This window comes from Mesorhizobium huakuii, from assembly GCF_030160235.1.
GTDB lineage: Bacteria > Pseudomonadota > Alphaproteobacteria > Rhizobiales > Rhizobiaceae > Mesorhizobium > Mesorhizobium huakuii.
Genome location: NZ_BSNY01000034.1, coordinates 251,528 through 268,584, shown reverse-complemented (window position 1 = coordinate 268,584; position 17,057 = coordinate 251,528). Strand labels below are relative to the sequence as shown.

General features: G+C 64.4%; 10 protein-coding genes. 4 read left to right on the top strand and 6 right to left on the bottom strand.

Annotation, left to right across the window (positions count from 1 at the left end):
• Positions 1–139: 139 nt before the first annotated feature.
• From QQK95_RS18705 to QQK95_RS18685, 5 genes are all read right to left on the bottom strand, one after another.
• Positions 140–1,441, bottom strand: coding sequence for a glycosyltransferase family 2 protein (locus tag QQK95_RS18705; RefSeq protein ID WP_284275357.1), 1,302 nt, complete (start codon positions 1,439–1,441; stop codon positions 140–142).
• A gap of 1 nt (position 1,442) precedes the next feature.
• Positions 1,443–1,973 carry a dTDP-4-dehydrorhamnose 3,5-epimerase family protein gene (locus QQK95_RS18700; protein ID WP_284275355.1) on the bottom strand — a complete coding sequence of 177 codons (531 nt, stop codon included), beginning with the start codon at positions 1,971–1,973 and terminating at the stop codon, positions 1,443–1,445.
• Positions 1,974–2,139: 166 nt separating this feature from the next.
• Positions 2,140–3,720, bottom strand: coding sequence for a murein biosynthesis integral membrane protein MurJ (murJ, locus tag QQK95_RS18695; RefSeq protein ID WP_284275354.1), 1,581 nt, complete (start codon positions 3,718–3,720; stop codon positions 2,140–2,142).
• Positions 3,721–3,889: 169 nt separating this feature from the next.
• Positions 3,890–6,691, bottom strand: coding sequence for a [protein-PII] uridylyltransferase (locus QQK95_RS18690; RefSeq protein ID WP_284275353.1), 2,802 nt, complete (start codon positions 6,689–6,691; stop codon positions 3,890–3,892).
• A 90-nt stretch (positions 6,692–6,781) separates the two neighbouring features.
• Positions 6,782–7,585 (bottom strand): glycosyltransferase family 25 protein, encoded by an 804-nt coding sequence (locus QQK95_RS18685; RefSeq protein WP_284275351.1) that lies wholly within the window; start codon positions 7,583–7,585, stop codon positions 6,782–6,784.
• 196 nt (positions 7,586–7,781) lie between these two features.
• Between QQK95_RS18685 and QQK95_RS18680 the strand changes: the two genes are divergently transcribed.
• The 3 genes from QQK95_RS18680 (at position 7,782) to QQK95_RS18670 (ending at position 11,657) form a co-directional block, all read left to right on the top strand.
• Entirely contained in the window at positions 7,782–10,289 is a 2,508-nt protein-coding gene (locus tag QQK95_RS18680) for a heavy metal translocating P-type ATPase (RefSeq protein ID WP_284275349.1), read from the top strand.
• Between the two features lie 43 nt (positions 10,290–10,332).
• The gene (gene copM / locus QQK95_RS18675; protein WP_284275347.1) at positions 10,333–10,722 is read left to right on the top strand and encodes a CopM family metallochaperone; all 390 of its coding nucleotides are present in this window, start codon (positions 10,333–10,335) and stop codon (positions 10,720–10,722) included.
• A gap of 89 nt (positions 10,723–10,811) precedes the next feature.
• Positions 10,812–11,657 (top strand): aldo/keto reductase, encoded by an 846-nt coding sequence (locus tag QQK95_RS18670; protein ID WP_284275345.1) that lies wholly within the window; start codon positions 10,812–10,814, stop codon positions 11,655–11,657.
• Here the strand turns inward: QQK95_RS18670 and mutS are convergent, their stop codons facing one another.
• Positions 11,658–14,345: a DNA mismatch repair protein MutS gene (mutS, locus tag QQK95_RS18665; RefSeq protein ID WP_284275398.1), complete on the bottom strand. Its 2,688-nt coding sequence runs from the start codon at positions 14,343–14,345 to the stop codon at positions 11,658–11,660.
• 256 nt (positions 14,346–14,601) lie between these two features.
• Between mutS and QQK95_RS18660 the strand changes: the two genes are divergently transcribed.
• Positions 14,602–16,881, top strand: coding sequence for an NADP-dependent malic enzyme (locus QQK95_RS18660; RefSeq protein WP_284275343.1), 2,280 nt, complete (start codon positions 14,602–14,604; stop codon positions 16,879–16,881).
• The last annotated feature ends 176 nt before the right edge of the window (positions 16,882–17,057 follow it).

The window sequence follows — 17,057 nt, the reverse complement described above, 5'->3', positions numbered from 1 at the left end:
GGCTTGTGGAGGGCCGTATAAGCATGATTCCAAAAAGTTGCAGACTTTTTGGAGCCAATCACGCGGCTGGAAACCGCGCGCGGCGAAAGTCTTGCGATGGCGCGCTTATGGACGAAGGGTGAAAAACCGGCAAGAGGTATCAGCGGGCCGGACGGAACTTTGCGAGCAGCCGCGCGCCCTTTGCAACAATGCTTTGCCACCCCAGCGGGGTCACCTCTATGTCGGCAACGCCGATGCCGTTGCGTCCCGCGGGTCTTTGCAATCTGGTGAGGTGAAGCTCCAGGATCGTCGGATCGTCCCTTCGCAGCGCCGTTTCAAACGTCGCTTGTGCTTTCCACAGATCGCCCTCCTGGCGCACCTTGCTAAGGCGTGCCGCAGCCGGCTGGCCGTTTACGGACAATTTGAGCTTGGTCAGCGCCTCGCGCAGAGAGTGCCGGACGTCCAGGCGAATCCGCGCCTTGCCGGCATATTTGAACGGCACGAGCAGCTTTGGGCGTGGATTGCAGCCGACCCACAATACCCAGTCGTCGCCCGCTTGGTGCGGAAACCAATCGAGCGCTTTCGGCGAGTTGTCCTGCTTGATGACCTCGCGCTGCCTGAGGTCGCGCAGATCCGGGCGGACGACGCCCTTGGCCATCGCATTCTGAGCCGAAACCTGACCATTTTCATAGCGCTCGTAGTCCGGATGCACGACGACCATGTAACCGCCGGCTGCCTTGGCCTTGGCCAGCTCGGACGCCAGATAGTCGTTATATCCCGGCCGGGCCATTCGCCGGACCATTCGTTCCTGCTCGTCCGACGTGTGGCTCGTGTAACTCAGGTAGCGGTGGCCGGCCGCGAACTTCTGGACAGTGACCCGCTGTGTCGAGACGAAATTCATCCCGGACCTTGCCGCCCGCAAAAGGAAATCCGCGTCAACGGGCGCCGTGATCTCTTTGGGATGGCGCCATTTCCCAATTCGATCGGCGACGTCGCGTCGGTGACCGAAACTGGAAGGCGGGAAGAAGTGCTTGAGAGCGGTGTCCGATTCGTCGAAGATGCCGGTCACCCACCGAAAATTGCTTGCCCTGGGGCCGTGAAAGATCGCGCCGCTCACGACAAAGTCCGGCTGCGGGTTGTGCCCGAAAAGATCTGCCAGTGCCTGGAGATGGTCCGGAGCCCAGATGTCGTCATGACCGAGATAGGCAATGTATTGCCCACGCGACATCTCCATGCCCGCATTGTTGGGAAAGGCTTGGCTGCCGCCGCGCTCGGGCAGGTTCAACCAGCGGATTTGCGGAGACGCGAGCGCCCGGACAACATCCGCGGTATCGTCCGTGCAGCAATCGCCCACCACCAACAGCTCGAAGTCCCGGCAGCTTTGGCGCAGCACCGATTGTATCGACGGAAGAATATGCCTGCCGCGATTGTAGGTGGCCATGATGACGGAAAACGTGGTCATGTCATTCGAATTTGTAAGGGACGCCTGGATGATCGAAGGGGATTCGTGATTTGTCCGGATGTTTGGGATCGTAGACGGCTGTCGGCATGTTGATGAATGTCGCGGTGCTCTTGCCCCGATTCTGAATCCCGTGAACGACATAGGGCGGAATCGTCAGCAGGATCTTGTTCGCCGCGCCGACGTCGAGGATCTCCAGCTTTTTGTATGTCGGGCTATCCTCGCGCAAATCGTAGAGTACGGCCCTGAGGTCGCCATTTGTGTAGGCGAGCCGGTCGAACTGTCGTTTGTGATAGACCCATGCCCTGATCGATCCCGCCTCGGCCGATACCTGATAGACATGTGGCGGCGGGGCTATTGGCTCCAGCAGTGCCGACATGAGGACCGTAAGCTCGCCACGCTTGTCGCCTCTTGTAACCAGCCGCTGGATCCGCACGCCCGGCATGGGATTTTCACTGGGAATGTCTTCCAGAAGCGGAAGGTCGTCTCCCCAAGGCTGGTCATCAACAAAATCTTCGAGTGACAGTGTTCCCATCGAGCCCTCCAACGGTAGTGTCAACGCAACTCTAGGCTTGTCCTGCTTTCAGTCGGTGCCAAAGGCAATACACGAAGAGGCAATGGCGCCTCGGCACTCGCATATCCACAGGGTCCAAGGCGGTCGCTCGGCCTCAGCGGCGGCAGTATCAAGAGTCCGGTGATCGTCAGCCGACGGGCGGCGATCCCTTACGCCCGATGTTTCTCCGGATCATGCCGAAATCGGCGCCGCCGGTGGCAAAGGCGGTGACGAAGTAGAGCACCGCCCCGCCGGCCACCAGCGCCAGCAGCGTCGTTGCCTTGACGACCAGCGGCGAGCCGGGACCAAGCCTGACGGCAAGCCAGTGCTCGGCGAAATACAGCGCCACCGCCATCACCGCCGCCGACAGCACCAGCCGGGGAATGCGCTTGAGGAGCGGCACGTCGCGGCCCCAATGGCCGCGCCGGATCAGGACCGCAAGCAGCATCAGCGCGTTGACCCAGCCGGCCACGGCCGAGGCCACTGCAATGCCGGGCGCGCCCATCCTTGGAAACAGCGTCAGCGCGGTGGCGACGTTCACCGCCACCGAGATGGCGGCGAAGATCATCGGCGTTCGCGTGTCCTCGCGGGCGAAATAGCCCGGGGTGAAGGCCTTGATCAGCACGAAGGCCGGCAGGCCAAGGCCGAATATCGCCAGGATCGCCGCCACGGTCGGCGTCGAATGGTTGGCGGCGAACGCGCCGCGCTCATAGACCAGCCGCACGATCGGCTCCGCCATCACCCAGAGCGCGGCGGCCGCCGGCAGCGTCATGAACAAGGTGAACTCGACGGAGCGGTTCTGCAGATTGGCCGCCTCGATGAGATTGCCCGATTTCAGCGCCCGCGACAGCTCGGGCAACAGTACGATCGCCACCGCCACGCCGACGACACCGAGCGGCAGCTGATAGACGCGGTCGGCATAGGCCAGCGAGGACACCGCGCTGTCCTGCGCCGACGCGATCGCCGTGCCGATCAGCTGGTTGATCTGGGTGATGCCGCCGGTGATCGCCGCCGGCAGGGCCAGGATCAGCAGGCGCTTGACGTTCGGCGTCATCTTCGGTCGGCGGAAGCCGATCGAGATGCCGGCATTGCGCACCGCCACCCAGACGATGGCGAGCTGCACCAGCCCCGCCGCCAGCACGCCCCAGGACAGGCTGAAGCCGACGGCATGCGCATCCAGCCCGCGATACCAGGCATAGCCAAGCACGCTGATCAGGATGATGTTGAGGAAAGCGGGCGCGATAGCCGCCGCGAAATAGCGGCGCAGCGAATTCAGCATGCCGGCCATCATGGCCGCGAGCGACATGCAGATGAGATAGGGGAACATGATCGTCGCCAGCAGGACGGTCGTCTCGAACTTGCCCGGCGTGTCGGCAAAGCCCGGCGCCACCAGGTAGCGCACGATCAGCGGCATCGCCAGTTCCATGGCGATGGTCAGCGCCAGCAGCGCCGAGAACAGCACGCCGAACACTTCCTCGGAAAAACGCTTGGCGCCATCGGTGCCGTGCGTTTCGATCTCCTTGGCAAACAGCGGCACGAAGGCGGCGTTGAAGGCGCCTTCGGCGAACAGCCGGCGAAAGGTGTTGGGGAACTGGAAGGCGGCGTTGAAGGCGTCGGCCACCGGTCCGGTGCCGAGCGCTGCCGCCATCAGCATCTCGCGGCCGAAACCGAGCGCGCGGCTCATCAGCGTGCCGGAAGCGACGGTGGCGAATTTCTTGACGAGGCTCATGCGTACGAAGACTGCCTTAGAGCAATTCCAGGAAAAGTGTGAAATGGTTTTCCCGGGAAAAGCGCGTAGCGCTTTCCCTTCGGAATTGCGTTAGAAAAAGTTAGAGCGGTTCGCCGTTTCCATGAAACGGTGAACAGCTTTGGAGAGAGGGACAAGGTGAGGATGGCAGTCACTCGGCGGCCGCCTTGGACTTGCCGCCGCGCTCGGGCGCGATGCCTTCGAGCGTCGCCATCAGCCGGTTGCGGATGGTGGCGATGCGGGACGGGCTGTCGATCTTCTGGCCGGTGAGGTCCGTGACATAGAAGGTGTCAATGACCTTTTCACCGAAAGTGGTGATGTGCGCCGATGCGATGTCGAGCGACAGGTCGGACAGCGTGCCGGTGATCTCCGACAGCAGGCCCGGACGGTCGAGCCCCTCGACCTCGATGACCGAAAACCTGTTCGACAGCGTGTTGCGGATTTCGGCGCGAGGCGGGATCTTGAACACCTTGGCGCCGCGCTTTGGCTTGGTACGCTTCTCGATCATCTCCGGCAGCCAGCTCTTGCCCGACAGCACGTCCTCGATCAGCCGGCCGACGCGCTCGGCGCGCCGGCGTTCGTCCTCGTCACGGTCGAATTCCCGCGAAATCAGGATGGTGTCGAGCGCGCGGCCGTCGGCGGTGGTGAAGATCTGCGCGTCGACGATATTGCCGCCGGCACCGACGCATGCCCCGGCAATGACCGAGAGAAGACGGGGATGGTCCTGCGCCAGAACGGTGATTTCGGTCACCGCCTCGAACTGGTGGGTCTTGACCATGGTGGCGAGCTTCTTGCCGGCCGCGTCGGCCTCGCGTACGAATTCGGCGTGGCGCAGCTGATCCGGCAGGTCGACGGTCAGCAGGTAGTTCTCGTAGTGCAGCCCGACATAGCGCTTGCGGTCCTTGTCGGGCCAACCGGCGAGTGCCTCGGCCAGGCGTTCGCGCGCCGCCGCCGTGCGCTGGGCGCGCGACACTTCCGAGAAACCGCCGGTCAAAAGCAGCTCGGTCTCGTAATAGAGCGTGCGCAGCAACTGGCCCTTCCAGCCGTTCCACACACCCGGCCCGACGCCCCTGATGTCGCAGACGGTGAGGATCAACAGCAGCTTCAGCCGCTCGACCGATTGCACGATCGAGGCGAAATCCTCGATGGTCTTGCGGTCGTTGAGGTCGCGGGTCTGCGCCGTCATCGACATGACGAGGTGGTTCTCGACCAGCCATGCGACGGTTTCCGTGTCTGCCACCGACAGCCCCATATGCGGGCAGATGCGCCGCGCGATGCGGGCGCCGGCCTCGGAATGATCTTCCGGCCTGCCTTTGGCTATGTCGTGCAGCAAGACGGCGACATAGAGCGCCTCGCGGCTCTTCTTCAGGCCGGGCATCAGCGAATGCGACAGCGGATGCACCTTCTCGCCGTCGCCGCGCTCGATCTCGGCCAGCACGCCGATGCAGCGGATCAGGTGTTCGTCGACCGTATAGTGGTGGTACATCGAGAACTGCATCATGGCGACGATCTTGCCGAAGTCGGGGATCAGCCTGCCCAGCAGCCCGGCCTCGTTCATCCGCCGCAGATTGAGTTCGGCATTGCGGTCCGAGGTCAATATGTCGAGGAACAGCCGGTTGGCCTCTTCGTCGCGCCGCAGCGATTTGTTGACCAGGCCGAGCGAGCGGGTGAGCAGCTTCAGCGCATCGGGGTGGAATTCCAGCCCGTGCTTGTCGGCGAACCAGAACAGCCTGAGCAGATTGACCGGATCGCGCTCGAACACCTGGTCGTCGGCGATGTTGATGCGGTGGTTGTCGACAATGAAATCGGACGTGCCGGCAAGCTTGCGCTTGCGGCGCTGGAAGGTGAGGAAGATGCGGTTGAAGCCGGGAACGTGCTTGGCCTGTTCCTCCTCGAGCGCGGCGCAAAAGATGCGGGTCAGGTCGCCTACGTCCTTGGCGACGAGGAAATAGTGCTTCATGAAGCGCTCGACCGCCGACAAGCCGGGATGGGTGGTGTAGCCGAGCCGCTCGGCGATCTCGCGCTGGATATCGAAATGCAGCCGCTCCTCGGCCTTGCCGGTGAGGAAATGCATGTGGCAGCGCACCGCCCACAGGAAGTCCTCGGCCTTCTGGAACTCGCGGTACTCGGCCTCGGTGAAGACGCCCTTTTCGACCAGTTCCTCGCCGGTGCGCACCCGGTAGAAGTACTTGCCGATCCAGAACAGCGTCTGCAGGTCGCGCAGGCCGCCCTTGCCGTCCTTGACGTTGGGTTCGACCAGGTAGCGGCTCTCGCCGGCCTTGGCGTGGCGCTCGTCGCGCTCGGCGAGCTTGGCCTGGACATATTCCGGGCCGGTCGTGCGCACCACCTCATGGTCGAAGCGCAGCATCAGCTCGTCATACAGCTTGCGTTCGCCCCACAGGAAGCGCGCCTCCAGGATCGAGGTGCGGATGGTGATGTCGGTGCGCGATAGCCTGAGGCACTCATCGATGTTGCGGGTGGCATGGCCGACCTTCAGGCCCAGATCCCACAGCATGTAGAGCATGTATTCGACGGTCTGTTCGCCCCACGGCGTCTGCTTGTAGGGCAAGAGGAACAGAAGATCGATGTCGGAGCCCGGCGCCAGCGTGCCGCGGCCATAGCCGCCGACCGCGACGACGGCCATGCGTTCGGCCGACGACCGGTTCTTCACCCGGTAGACATGCGTCGCCGCGAAATCGTAGAGCGCCCGGATCAGCTCATCCATCAGATGCGACAGCCGCTCGGCGCACGCATTGCCGCCGCCATCCTCCTTCAGCAGCGCCTCCGCGATCTTTCGGCCTTCGGCGAGCCGGGCCTTGAGAAGCTGGAGAACGCCGGCGCGTGCGGCGGGTCCCGAACCATCACCCGCCGTGGCCGCCGTCAGCGCGGTCATCTCGCGGCGCAAGGCTTCGCCGTCGATCAGTTCATCGAGCTTCAGGGAGATTTTCGCCATTGGTACCGGTTGGCCTTGCCTTTTGGGCGGCGTCTATAGCGCGTTTTCGCGGCGCTGGGTATGGGGCGGGTCGACAGTCCGGACCACGACCTAGTCGTTCGTCCCGATCGGATCGAAGGGGACTATGATATGTCGCCGGAATCGACAGAAATCGACGACCCACCGCATGGTTCGTCCGGCCTCTTTCATGATTCTCTCGCCGACCGGCTTTCTGGTTTTTGCCGCGGGCCCGGACGTGCCCAATACAGCGAGCCGCTCTTCGGCGAGCAGGCTTGGCAATCGGTCGCCGACGAACTGGTCCTGCGCGCAAAGCGCCGGGACGAGCTGGTAGATCGTCTTGCTGGACGAGGTCGGGAATGCCGGGGTGAAGATCAGATCATCGGCGGTCACATTGATCTTTTCGGTCGCCTCGAGGAGATCGCGCGCCGCCTCTCTGGAGATGATGTAGCCTCCGGTTCCCGGATGGTTCTTGTAGAGCCTGAACGCCGAAAAACCGTGACCGGCAGCAACCCCTCGCCGATCGATCAGGGTTCTCTTGAAGTACGTCTCCAGCTTGACGACATCGGCATCCGCCGGGATCCAGCCACTGTCGGAAAGCAGTGGGCCGGCATCGGCCGAAAAAACCACGTCATCCTCGAAGATGGCGCCAAAGCGGGCCTCGTCCTGCACGAGGATCGACCAGCAGGCGCGGTGGCTGTGCAGGCAGGCGATCTCGCTGCCCAGCAGGCGCCGGGTCCCATAGATCGGATGCTGCGGCTGCTGCTCGAGTTCGGGGTGGCTGCGCGCGTCGACCGCCGCGACCCGTTCGAACTTGATACCGATACGGTCGAACTCGGCAGCTATGTGGGCAAGCCTATTCGCGGACCGATCGAGGTTTATGACCAGGCACTTCATTGTAAAACGGTCCAGCGGGACGGGGGCAAGCTTTACATTGGCAAGGGAAATCTTCGCCCAGGCGCGCGCTTGTGTACGGTTTTTGCCATCCGGTCAATCGGCGGCTCCGAAACGCGAAAAATCAGAACAGGCCTTGACCTTCCAGTTACTGGAAGCACTACCTCCGCATCGGACAGACGCACAGAGGCATTTTGGAATGACGCATTCAGACCATGATCACCACGCCCATGGCGCGCACGACAGCTGTTGCGCGCCGAAGGGGGCCGATGCGGAGGCCGTGCTGCGCGATCCGGTCTGCGGCATGACCGTGGACCCCGTCGCCGGCAAGCCGACATCGGAGCGTGACGGCCGCCTCTATCATTTCTGCAGCGAGCGCTGCCGTTCGAAATTCCAGGCCGAGCCGGAACAATATTTGACGGCCACCGACCCCGTCTGCAGCATGAGCGTCGACCGCGCGACGGCGAAGCATTTCGTCCGCCATGAAGGCCAGGGCTTCTATTTCTGTTCCGCCGGCTGCAAGGCGAAATTCGAGGCGGCACCGCAGGCCTATCTCGGCGACAGGCCGGCGCTACCGCCCGCGCCCAAGGGCACGCAGTACACCTGCCCGATGCATCCGGAAATCGTCCGCGACAAGCCCGGCTCCTGCCCGATCTGCGGCATGGCGCTCGAGCCGATGGGCGTGCCATCGGGAGATGAAGGGCCCAATCCCGAACTGGTCGATTTCACCAGGCGCTTCTGGGTCAGCGCGGTCCTGTCGATCCCGCTTCTGATCGTCGCGATGGGGCCGATGGTCGGCCTGTCGTTTGAGGGCTGGGTCGATGACCGCACGAAGGTCTGGATCGAGCTGGTCCTGGCAAGCCCGGTGGTGCTGTGGGCCGCCTTTCCCTTCTTCCACCGTGGCTGGGAGTCCGTCCTCAACAGCAGCCCCAACATGTGGACGCTGATTTCGCTCGGCGTCGGCGCGGCCTACCTCTACAGCGTCGTCGCCACGCTCTTCCCCGACATCTTCCCGCATCAGTTCCGCGGTCATGGCGGTGCTGTGCCGGTCTATTTCGAGGCCGCCGCCGTCATTGTCGCGCTGGTCTTCCTCGGCCAGGTTCTGGAACTGCGTGCCCGCGAAAAGACCGGATCGGCGATCCGTGCCTTGCTCGATCTGGCGCCGAAGACGGCGCGGCGTATCGCCGAAGACGGTTCGGAGACCGACGTGCCGCTGGACAGCGTCAAGGCCGGCGATCGCCTGCGTATCCGGCCGGGCGACGCCGTGCCGGTCGACGGCACCGTGCTCGAAGGCCGCTCCTCCATCGACGAATCGATGATCACGGGCGAGCCGCTGCCGGTCGAGAAGGCCGAGGGCGATGCTCTCACCGGCGGCACGCTCAACAGGCAAGGTTCGCTGATCATGCGCGCCGAACGGATCGGCGCCGAGACCACGCTGGCACGCATCGTCGAGCTCGTCGCCAAGGCACAGCGCTCGCGCGCGCCGATCCAGGGATTGGCCGACCGCGTTTCCTTCTACTTTGTCCCGGCCGTCGTCCTTGTCGCCGTCGTGGCCTTCATCGCCTGGGCCGTATTCGGTCCCGAGCCCAGCCTGATCTTCGCCATCGTCTCGGCGGTCTCGGTGCTGATCATCGCCTGTCCCTGTGCGCTTGGCCTCGCCACGCCGATGTCGATCATGACCGCCACCGGGCGCGGTGCGCATGCCGGCGTGCTGATCAAGGAAGCCGCGGCGCTCGAACGCTTCGCCTCCGTCGACACGCTGATCGTCGACAAGACCGGCACGCTGACCGAGGGCCGGCCGAAACTGACGGACGTCGTCGCGGCAAACGGCTTTTCCGAAGGCGAATTGCTGGGGCACGCCGCGAGCCTGGAGAAGGGCTCGGAACATCCGCTGGCCGAGGCCATCGTCGAGGGCGCCACGGCGCGCGGTGCAACCGTCACCGACGCCGGCGATTTCGAGGCGGTTACCGGCAAGGGTGTTTCGGGCACTGTGTCGGGCAAGGCCGTCGCGCTCGGCAATGCCGCGATGATGGCCGATCTCGGCGTCGACGTTTCTTTCCTTGCCGCCAGCGCGGAAGCGCTGCAGGGCGACGGCAAGACGGCGATGTTCGTCGCTGTCGGCGGCAAGCTGGCCGGCATCGTCGCCGTCGCCGATCCGATCAAGGCGACCACCGCCGAGGCGATCAAGGCGCTGCATGACAGCGGTTTGCGGATCATCATGGCGACCGGCGACAATGAGCGCACGGCCAACGCAATCGCCAAAAGCCTCGGCATCGACGAGGTTCGCGCCGGCCTGTTGCCGGAACAGAAGGCAGCCCTGGTCGAGGAACTGCGCGGCAGGGGCGCCGGCGTCGCCATGGCCGGCGACGGCGTCAACGATGCGCCGGCCCTAGCCAGTGCCGATGTCGGCATCGCCATGGGCACCGGCGCCGATGTCGCGGTCGAAAGCGCCGGCATCACTTTGGTCAAGGGCGACCTCAACGGCATCGTGCGGGCTCGCACGCTGGCTCAGGCGACGATCGGCAACATCCGCCAGAACCTGTTCTTCGCCTTCCTCTACAATGTGCTTGGCGTGCCCGTCGCCGCCGGCGTGCTCTATCCGCTTACCGGCATGCTCTTGTCGCCGATGCTGGCGGCGGCGGCGATGAGCCTGTCTTCGGTCTCGGTCATCGCCAATGCATTGCGGCTGCGAACGTTGAAACTCTGATCCAAACCCCCAAATACGAAACCTAATCAACAGGAGATCATGAATGACCTTGGCCAAGAAACTCGTGCTTTTGCTGATGGCGGCCGGAATGCTGCTCGCCGTCTTCCTCGAAAGCGTTCCGGCGCAGAGCGAAGAGATGAAACACGACATGGCGGGCATGTCGATGGGGGCGCAAAGCCCTGCCACCGTTGGTTACAAGAAGGCGATGGACAAGATGCACAAGGACATGATGGTCAAATACACCGGCAATGCCGATGTCGATTTTGTCAGGGGCATGATCCCGCACCATCAGGGTGCCATCGACATGGCCAAGGTCGAGCTTGCCAACGGCAAGGACCCGGAAATCCGCAAGCTCGCCGAAGGCGTCATCGCCGCGCAGGAAGCCGAAATCAAGCAGATGCAGGACTGGCTTGCCGCGCATCCGGTGAAGTGAGCCTTTCGCGGCGGGGAGATTTGGGCGAGAACGCCTCTTGGTTTTCTCGCCCGCCTTGTGATGCGATTCGGCCTCAAACGGAGCCTGCCATGCCCTCGACCATCAGAACCACCACGCTGCCTTCTGGTGAAGCCATCCAAGTGCTCGGCCAGGGCACGTGGAAGATGGGTGAGGATAGGCGTCGCCGTGCCGATGAGGTCAACGCTCTCAAACTCGGTCTCGATCTTGGCATCACGCTGATCGACACCGCCGAAATGTATGCCAGCGGCGGCGCCGAGGAGGTGGTGGCGGAGGCCATTGCCGGGCGCCGCGCCGAGGTCTTCGTAGTCTCGAAAGTTCTGCCATCGAACGCGTCGCGCGCGGGCGTGCAGCGCGCCTGCGAGAACAGCCTCAAGCGCCTGCGCACCGACCGCATCGATCTCTACCTCCTGCATTGGCCGGGCAGCGTGCCTTTGGCCGAGACGGTCGAAGCCTTCGAGGCCTTGAAGAAGGCCGGCAAGATCCGCCATTGGGGCGTCAGCAATTTCGACACCGAGGACATGGAGGACCTGGCCGGCTTGCCCGGTGGCGGCAACGTCCAGACCAACCAGGTGCTGTACAATCTGGTCCGGCGCGGCCCCGAATTCGATCTGGCGCCCTGGAGCCGCAAGCGCGGCATCCCCTTGATGGCCTATTCGCCGGTCGAGCAGGGCGCGCTGGCGCGCAATGCCAGGCTCGATGCCATCGCCGCCCGCCACAATGCGACCGCTGCGCAAATCGCGCTGGCCTGGGTGATGCATCAGGACGGCGTCATCGCCATTCCGAAAGCCAGCAGCCAGGAACATGTCCGCCAGAATTTTGCGGCGCTCGACATAAAGCTTACCTCGCAGGACCTCTCGGATCTCGACAGGGCCTTTCCGCCGCCGACGCGCAAACGCGGCCTGGAGATGATCTGACTATTTCCCCGCCAGCCCCTTCAGCCGGTAAAGCGCTTCCAGCGCTTCCCGTGGTGTCATTTCGTCGGGGTTGATCTCGCCCAGGGCGGCGCCGAGCGCGTCGCTCTTCACCGGCCTCAGTGCTTCCCGCTTCACCGCCACGGAAAACAGCGGCAGGTCGTCGACCAGCCGGTTGGTCTTGCCGGAAACCTCGCCTTCCTCCAGCTGGTGCAGCACCTGCTTGGCCCGGTCGACCACCGCTTCCGGCAGGCCGGCGAGCCGCGCCACCTGCACGCCATAGGAGCGGTCGGCCGCACCCTTGCCGACCTCGTGCAGGAAGACGACGTCGCCCTCCCATTCCTTGACCCGCATGGTGACGTTGTGCAGTCGTGCCAGCTTGCCGGCGAGCGAGGTCATTTCGTGGAAATGGGTGGCGAAGATCGCCCGGCAGCGGTTCTTCTCGTGCAGATACTCCACCGCCGCCCAGGCGATCGACAGGCCGTCGAAGGTGGCGGTGCCGCGGCCGATCTCGTCGAGGATCACCAGCGCCCGTTCGCCGGCCTGGTTGAGGATGGCCGCCGTCTCGACCATCTCGACCATGAAGGTCGAGCGGCCGCGCGCCAGATCGTCCGAAGCGCCGACGCGCGAGAACAGCCGGTCGACGACGCCGATATGGGCCGATGCCGCCGGCACGAAGGAACCGGTCTGGGCCAGGATGGCGATCAGCGCGTTTTGCCGCAGGAACGTCGATTTACCACCCATGTTCGGGCCGGTCAGCAGCCAGATCGCACCGTTCTTGGCGCTGCCCTCCGGCGACAGGTCGCAATCATTGGCGACGAACGGCCCGTCGCCCGAACGGCGCAGCGCCTGCTCGACCACCGGATGCCGGCCGCCTGAGATCTCGAAGGCGAGGCTGGAATCCACCACCGGCCGGCACCAGGCTTCGCTTTCCGAAAGCAGCGCAAGTGCCGCCGACACATCGAGCGCTGCCAGCGCGTCTGCGCCGGCGCGGATCTTTTCCGCCTCGCCGACGGCTTGCGCCGTCAGCGCATCGAAGGCCGCCAGTTCGATGCTGAGCGCCCGGTCGGCGGCATTGGCGATCTTGGTCTCGAGCTCGGCAAGCTCGGTCGTGGTGAAGCGCATGGCATTGGCCATTGTCTGGCGGTGGATGAAGCGCGCCTTGGCGCCATCGCTGCCGGTCATCACCGCATGGTGGTTGGCGGTCACCTCGATGTAGTAACCGAGCACATTGTTGTGCCGGATTTTCAGCGAGCGGATGCCGGTCTCCTCGATCAGCGAGCGCTCCAGCCCGGCGATCACTTTTCGCGATTCGTCGCGCAACGCCCGCATCTCGTCGAGTTCCGGGTGGTAGCCGCCGCGCAGGAAACCGCCGTCGCGCTTCAAAAGCGGCAGTTCCTCGCCCAGCGCCTGCATCAGGTGCTGGGCAAGCGCCTGCGGCAGCGCCTGGATGGCGGCCATCGCCTCCGCCAATTCCTGGGGCAGGGCGGTCGCGGCGAAGATTTCGACGATGGCGCCGGCGGCCTCGAAGCCGGCGCGCAGTGCGCCGAGGTCGCGCGGGCCGCCGCGGTTGAGCGCCAGCCGGGACAGCGCGCGCGGCATGTCGGCGACGCTTTTCAGGCTCGTCCGCACCGCCTGGCAAAGCCGCGTTTCGGTGCGGAAGAACGACACCGAGTCCAGGCGCGCGCCGATCGCCGCCGGGTCGGTCAGCGGCGCCATCAGCCGGTCGGCAAGCAGCCTTGCGCCGCCGCCGGTCACCGTGCGGTCGATCGCCTTGAACAGCGACCCCTCGCGGCTGCCCGACAATGTGCGCAAGAGTTCGAGATTGCCGCGCGTCGCCGGATCGATGAACAGGGTCGAGCCCTGTTCCTCGCGCTCGGGTCGCGACAAAGGGGGCCGCTCGGCCTTCTGCGTCTTCTCGACATAGGCGATGGCGCCGGAGATCGCCGACAGTTCGGCGCGCGAAAACGTACCAAAGCTGTCCGGCGTCGCCACATCGAAGAAGCGGGCGATGCGCCCGGTGGCCGAAGCAGAATCGAACAGCGATGGCGGCTGCGGATTGGCGACGCGGCCGAGCACGTCGAACACCGGCCTCAGTTCGGGATCATGGAACACCGGCTCGGCGACGATCAGCTCGCGCGGGTCGACACGGAAGATGTCGGCGAGCAGCCGGTCGGCCGTGGTCTCGGCGACACGGAAGGCGCCGGTCGAGATGTCGATCCAGGCAATCGCGAAGGAATGGTCGGCCCCACCCTTCACCCGCCCCAGCGCCATCAGGAAGCTCGATTCCGACGGCGCCAGCAATTTGTCCTCGGTGATGGTGCCCGGCGTCACAAGCCGCACTACGTCGCGGCGCACCACCGATTTGGAGCCGCGCTTCTTGGCCTCGGCCGGATCCTCGATCTGCTCGCAGACGGCGACGCGGAATCCCTGGCCGATCAGTTTCTGCAGATAATCGTCGGCCGCATGCACCGGCACGCCACACATCGGGATATCGTGACCCTGGTGCTTGCCGCGCTTGGTCAGGACGATGCCCAGCGCGCGGCTCGCCTTTTCGGCATCGTCGAAGAACAGTTCGTAGAAATCGCCCATGCGGTAGAACAGCAGCGAATCCGGGTTCGCCGCCTTGATCTCGATGAACTGCTCCATCATCGGCGTCACGGCGGCCGTGCCGGGCTGCGGCGGCGTCATCACCTCGGGGTCGTCGGGCTCGTTCGGGCTATGCATGTTCATGGCGCGGCACGCTAGCAGATGTGATGGCCGGGTTTAATGCCGGGGCTTCGAAAAGCAGGGGAAGACCGAGGCGATCGTTTGCACGCAATTGCGCTTCGGCCTGCGATTCCCGCGCGCTGGCGGTTTACACGCGGCGGCGCGTGGTCTTAATTCGGACCGAAACAAAGCACCCGCTTCAAGGAGGTGCTGCACCGGCGAGGAAATCAAAAGCATCATGGCCAGGAAAACCGAGAACAACGGTCCGTCCGTCAGCGCGCAGGAAGCGCTGGAGTTTCACGCGATGGGCCGGCCCGGCAAGCTGGAGATCGTCGCCACCAAGCCGATGACGACGCAGCGCGATCTGAGCCTCGCCTATTCGCCTGGTGTCGCCGTGCCGGTGCGCGCCATCGCCGAGGACCCCAGCCGCGCCTTCGACTACACGACGCGCGGCAACATGGTCGCCGTCATCTCCAACGGCACCGCCATCCTTGGCCTAGGCAATCTCGGCGCCCTGGCCTCCAAGCCGGTGATGGAAGGCAAGGCGGTGCTGTTCAAGCGCTTCGCCGATGTCGATTCCATCGATCTCGAGGTCGACACCGAGGATGCCGACGAGTTCATCAACTGCGTGCGCTTCCTCGGTCCCTCCTTCGGCGGCATCAACCTGGAAGACATCAAGGCGCCGGAGTGCTTCATCATCGAGCAGCGCCTGCGCGAACTGATGGACATCCCGGTCTTCCACGACGACCAGCACGGCACCGCCATCATCTCGGCCGCCGGGCTGATCAACGCGCTGGAAATCACCGGCCGCGACATGAAGGCCACGAAGATGGTCTGCAACGGCGCGGGCGCCGCCGGCATCGCCTGCATCGAACTGATGAAGGCGATGGGCTTCGCGCCCGAAAACATCATTTTGTGCGACACCAAGGGCGTGGTCTTCCAGGGCCGTACCGAAGGCATGAACCAGTGGAAGTCCGCGCATGCGGTGAAGACCGAGGCGCGCAGCCTTGCCGAGGCGCTCGACGGCGCCGATGTCTTCCTCGGCCTCTCGGCCAAGGGCGCGCTGACCACCGCCATGGTGCAGTCCATGGCCAAGAACCCGATCATCTTCGCCATGGCCAATCCCGATCCGGAAATCACGCCGGAGGAAGTGGCCGAGATCCGCACCGACGCCATCATGGCGACCGGGCGTTCGGACTATCCGAACCAGGTCAACAACGTGCTCGGTTTTCCTTATATCTTCCGCGGCGCTCTGGATGTGCGGGCGACCACCATCAATGAAGACATGAAGATCGCCGCGGCCCGCGCGCTCGCCGAACTGGCGCGCCAGGACGTGCCAGACGACGTTGCCGCCGCCTACCAGGGCAACCGGCCGAAATTCGGCCCCAACTACATCATCCCGGTGCCGTTCGACCCGCGCCTGATCTCGGCCATTCCGCTGGCGGTGGCCAAGGCGGCGATGGAGTCGGGCGTCGCCCGCAAGCCGATCCTCGATCTCGACCGCTACGCGCAGGAACTGTCGGCCCGCCGCGACCCGATCGCTTCGACCTTGCAGCGCATCTACGACCGCGTGCGGCGCCAGCCCAAGCGCATCGTCTTCGCCGAGGGCGAGGAGGAACAGGTGATGCGCGCTGCCGTTTCCTATGTGAACCAGAAGCTCGGCACCGCCATCCTGCTTGGCCGCGACGATGTCATCAAGGAAAACGCCAAGCTCGCCGGCATCGATCTGAACAAGCAAGGCATAGAGATCATCAATGCAAGGCTGTCGCGCCGCAACGGCATCTACACCGACTATCTCTACGAGCGCATGCAGCGCAAAGGCTTCCTGTTCCGCGACTGCCAGCGCCTGATCAACAACGACCGCAACCACTTCGCCGCCTGCATGGTGGCGCTGGGCGACGCCGACGGCATCGTCACCGGCGTGACCCGCAATTATTCGACCGCGCTCGACGATATCAGGCGCGTCATCGACGCCAAGCCCGGCCACCGCGTCATCGGCGTGTCGATCGTGCTGGCGCGCGGCAAGACCGTGCTGGTCGCCGACACCGCCGTGCACGACATGCCGAATGCCGAGCAGATTGCCGACATCGCCGAGGAGGCGGCTGGCTTTGCCCGCCGCATGGGCTACGAGCCGAGGCTCGCCATGCTCGCCTATTCCACCTTCGGCCATCCGCAGGGCGAGCGCTCCGAGCGCGTCCAGGAAGCGGTGCGCATCCTCGACAAGCGCCGCGTCGATTTCGAGTATGACGGCGAAATGGCCGCCGATGTCGCGCTCAATGCGCGCGCCATGGCGCAGTATCCGTTCATCAGGCTCACCGGCCCGGCCAACGTGCTGATCATGCCGGCCTTCCACTCGGCCTCGATCTCGACCAAGATGCTGCAGGAACTCGGCGGCTCGACGGTCATCGGCCCGCTGCTGGTCGGCCTCAACAAGCCGGTGCAGATCGTCTCGCTGAACGCCAAGGACAGCGATATCGTCAACATGGCGGCGATCGCGGCTTATACGGCGGGGACTTGAGAGCGGTCCGCGTCGAAGGCGGAAGTCAACGATCTGGCTCTTCGAACCCGGCGGCGCTTGAAACGCCGCAGGCTCTCCATAAGACATTGATAAGATTCAGCTGATATACTGAAACTCTTGCCGACATGCCGTAACGGCATCCACGGCGCGCTCAGACCGCTAAATGGGGGTGCGGC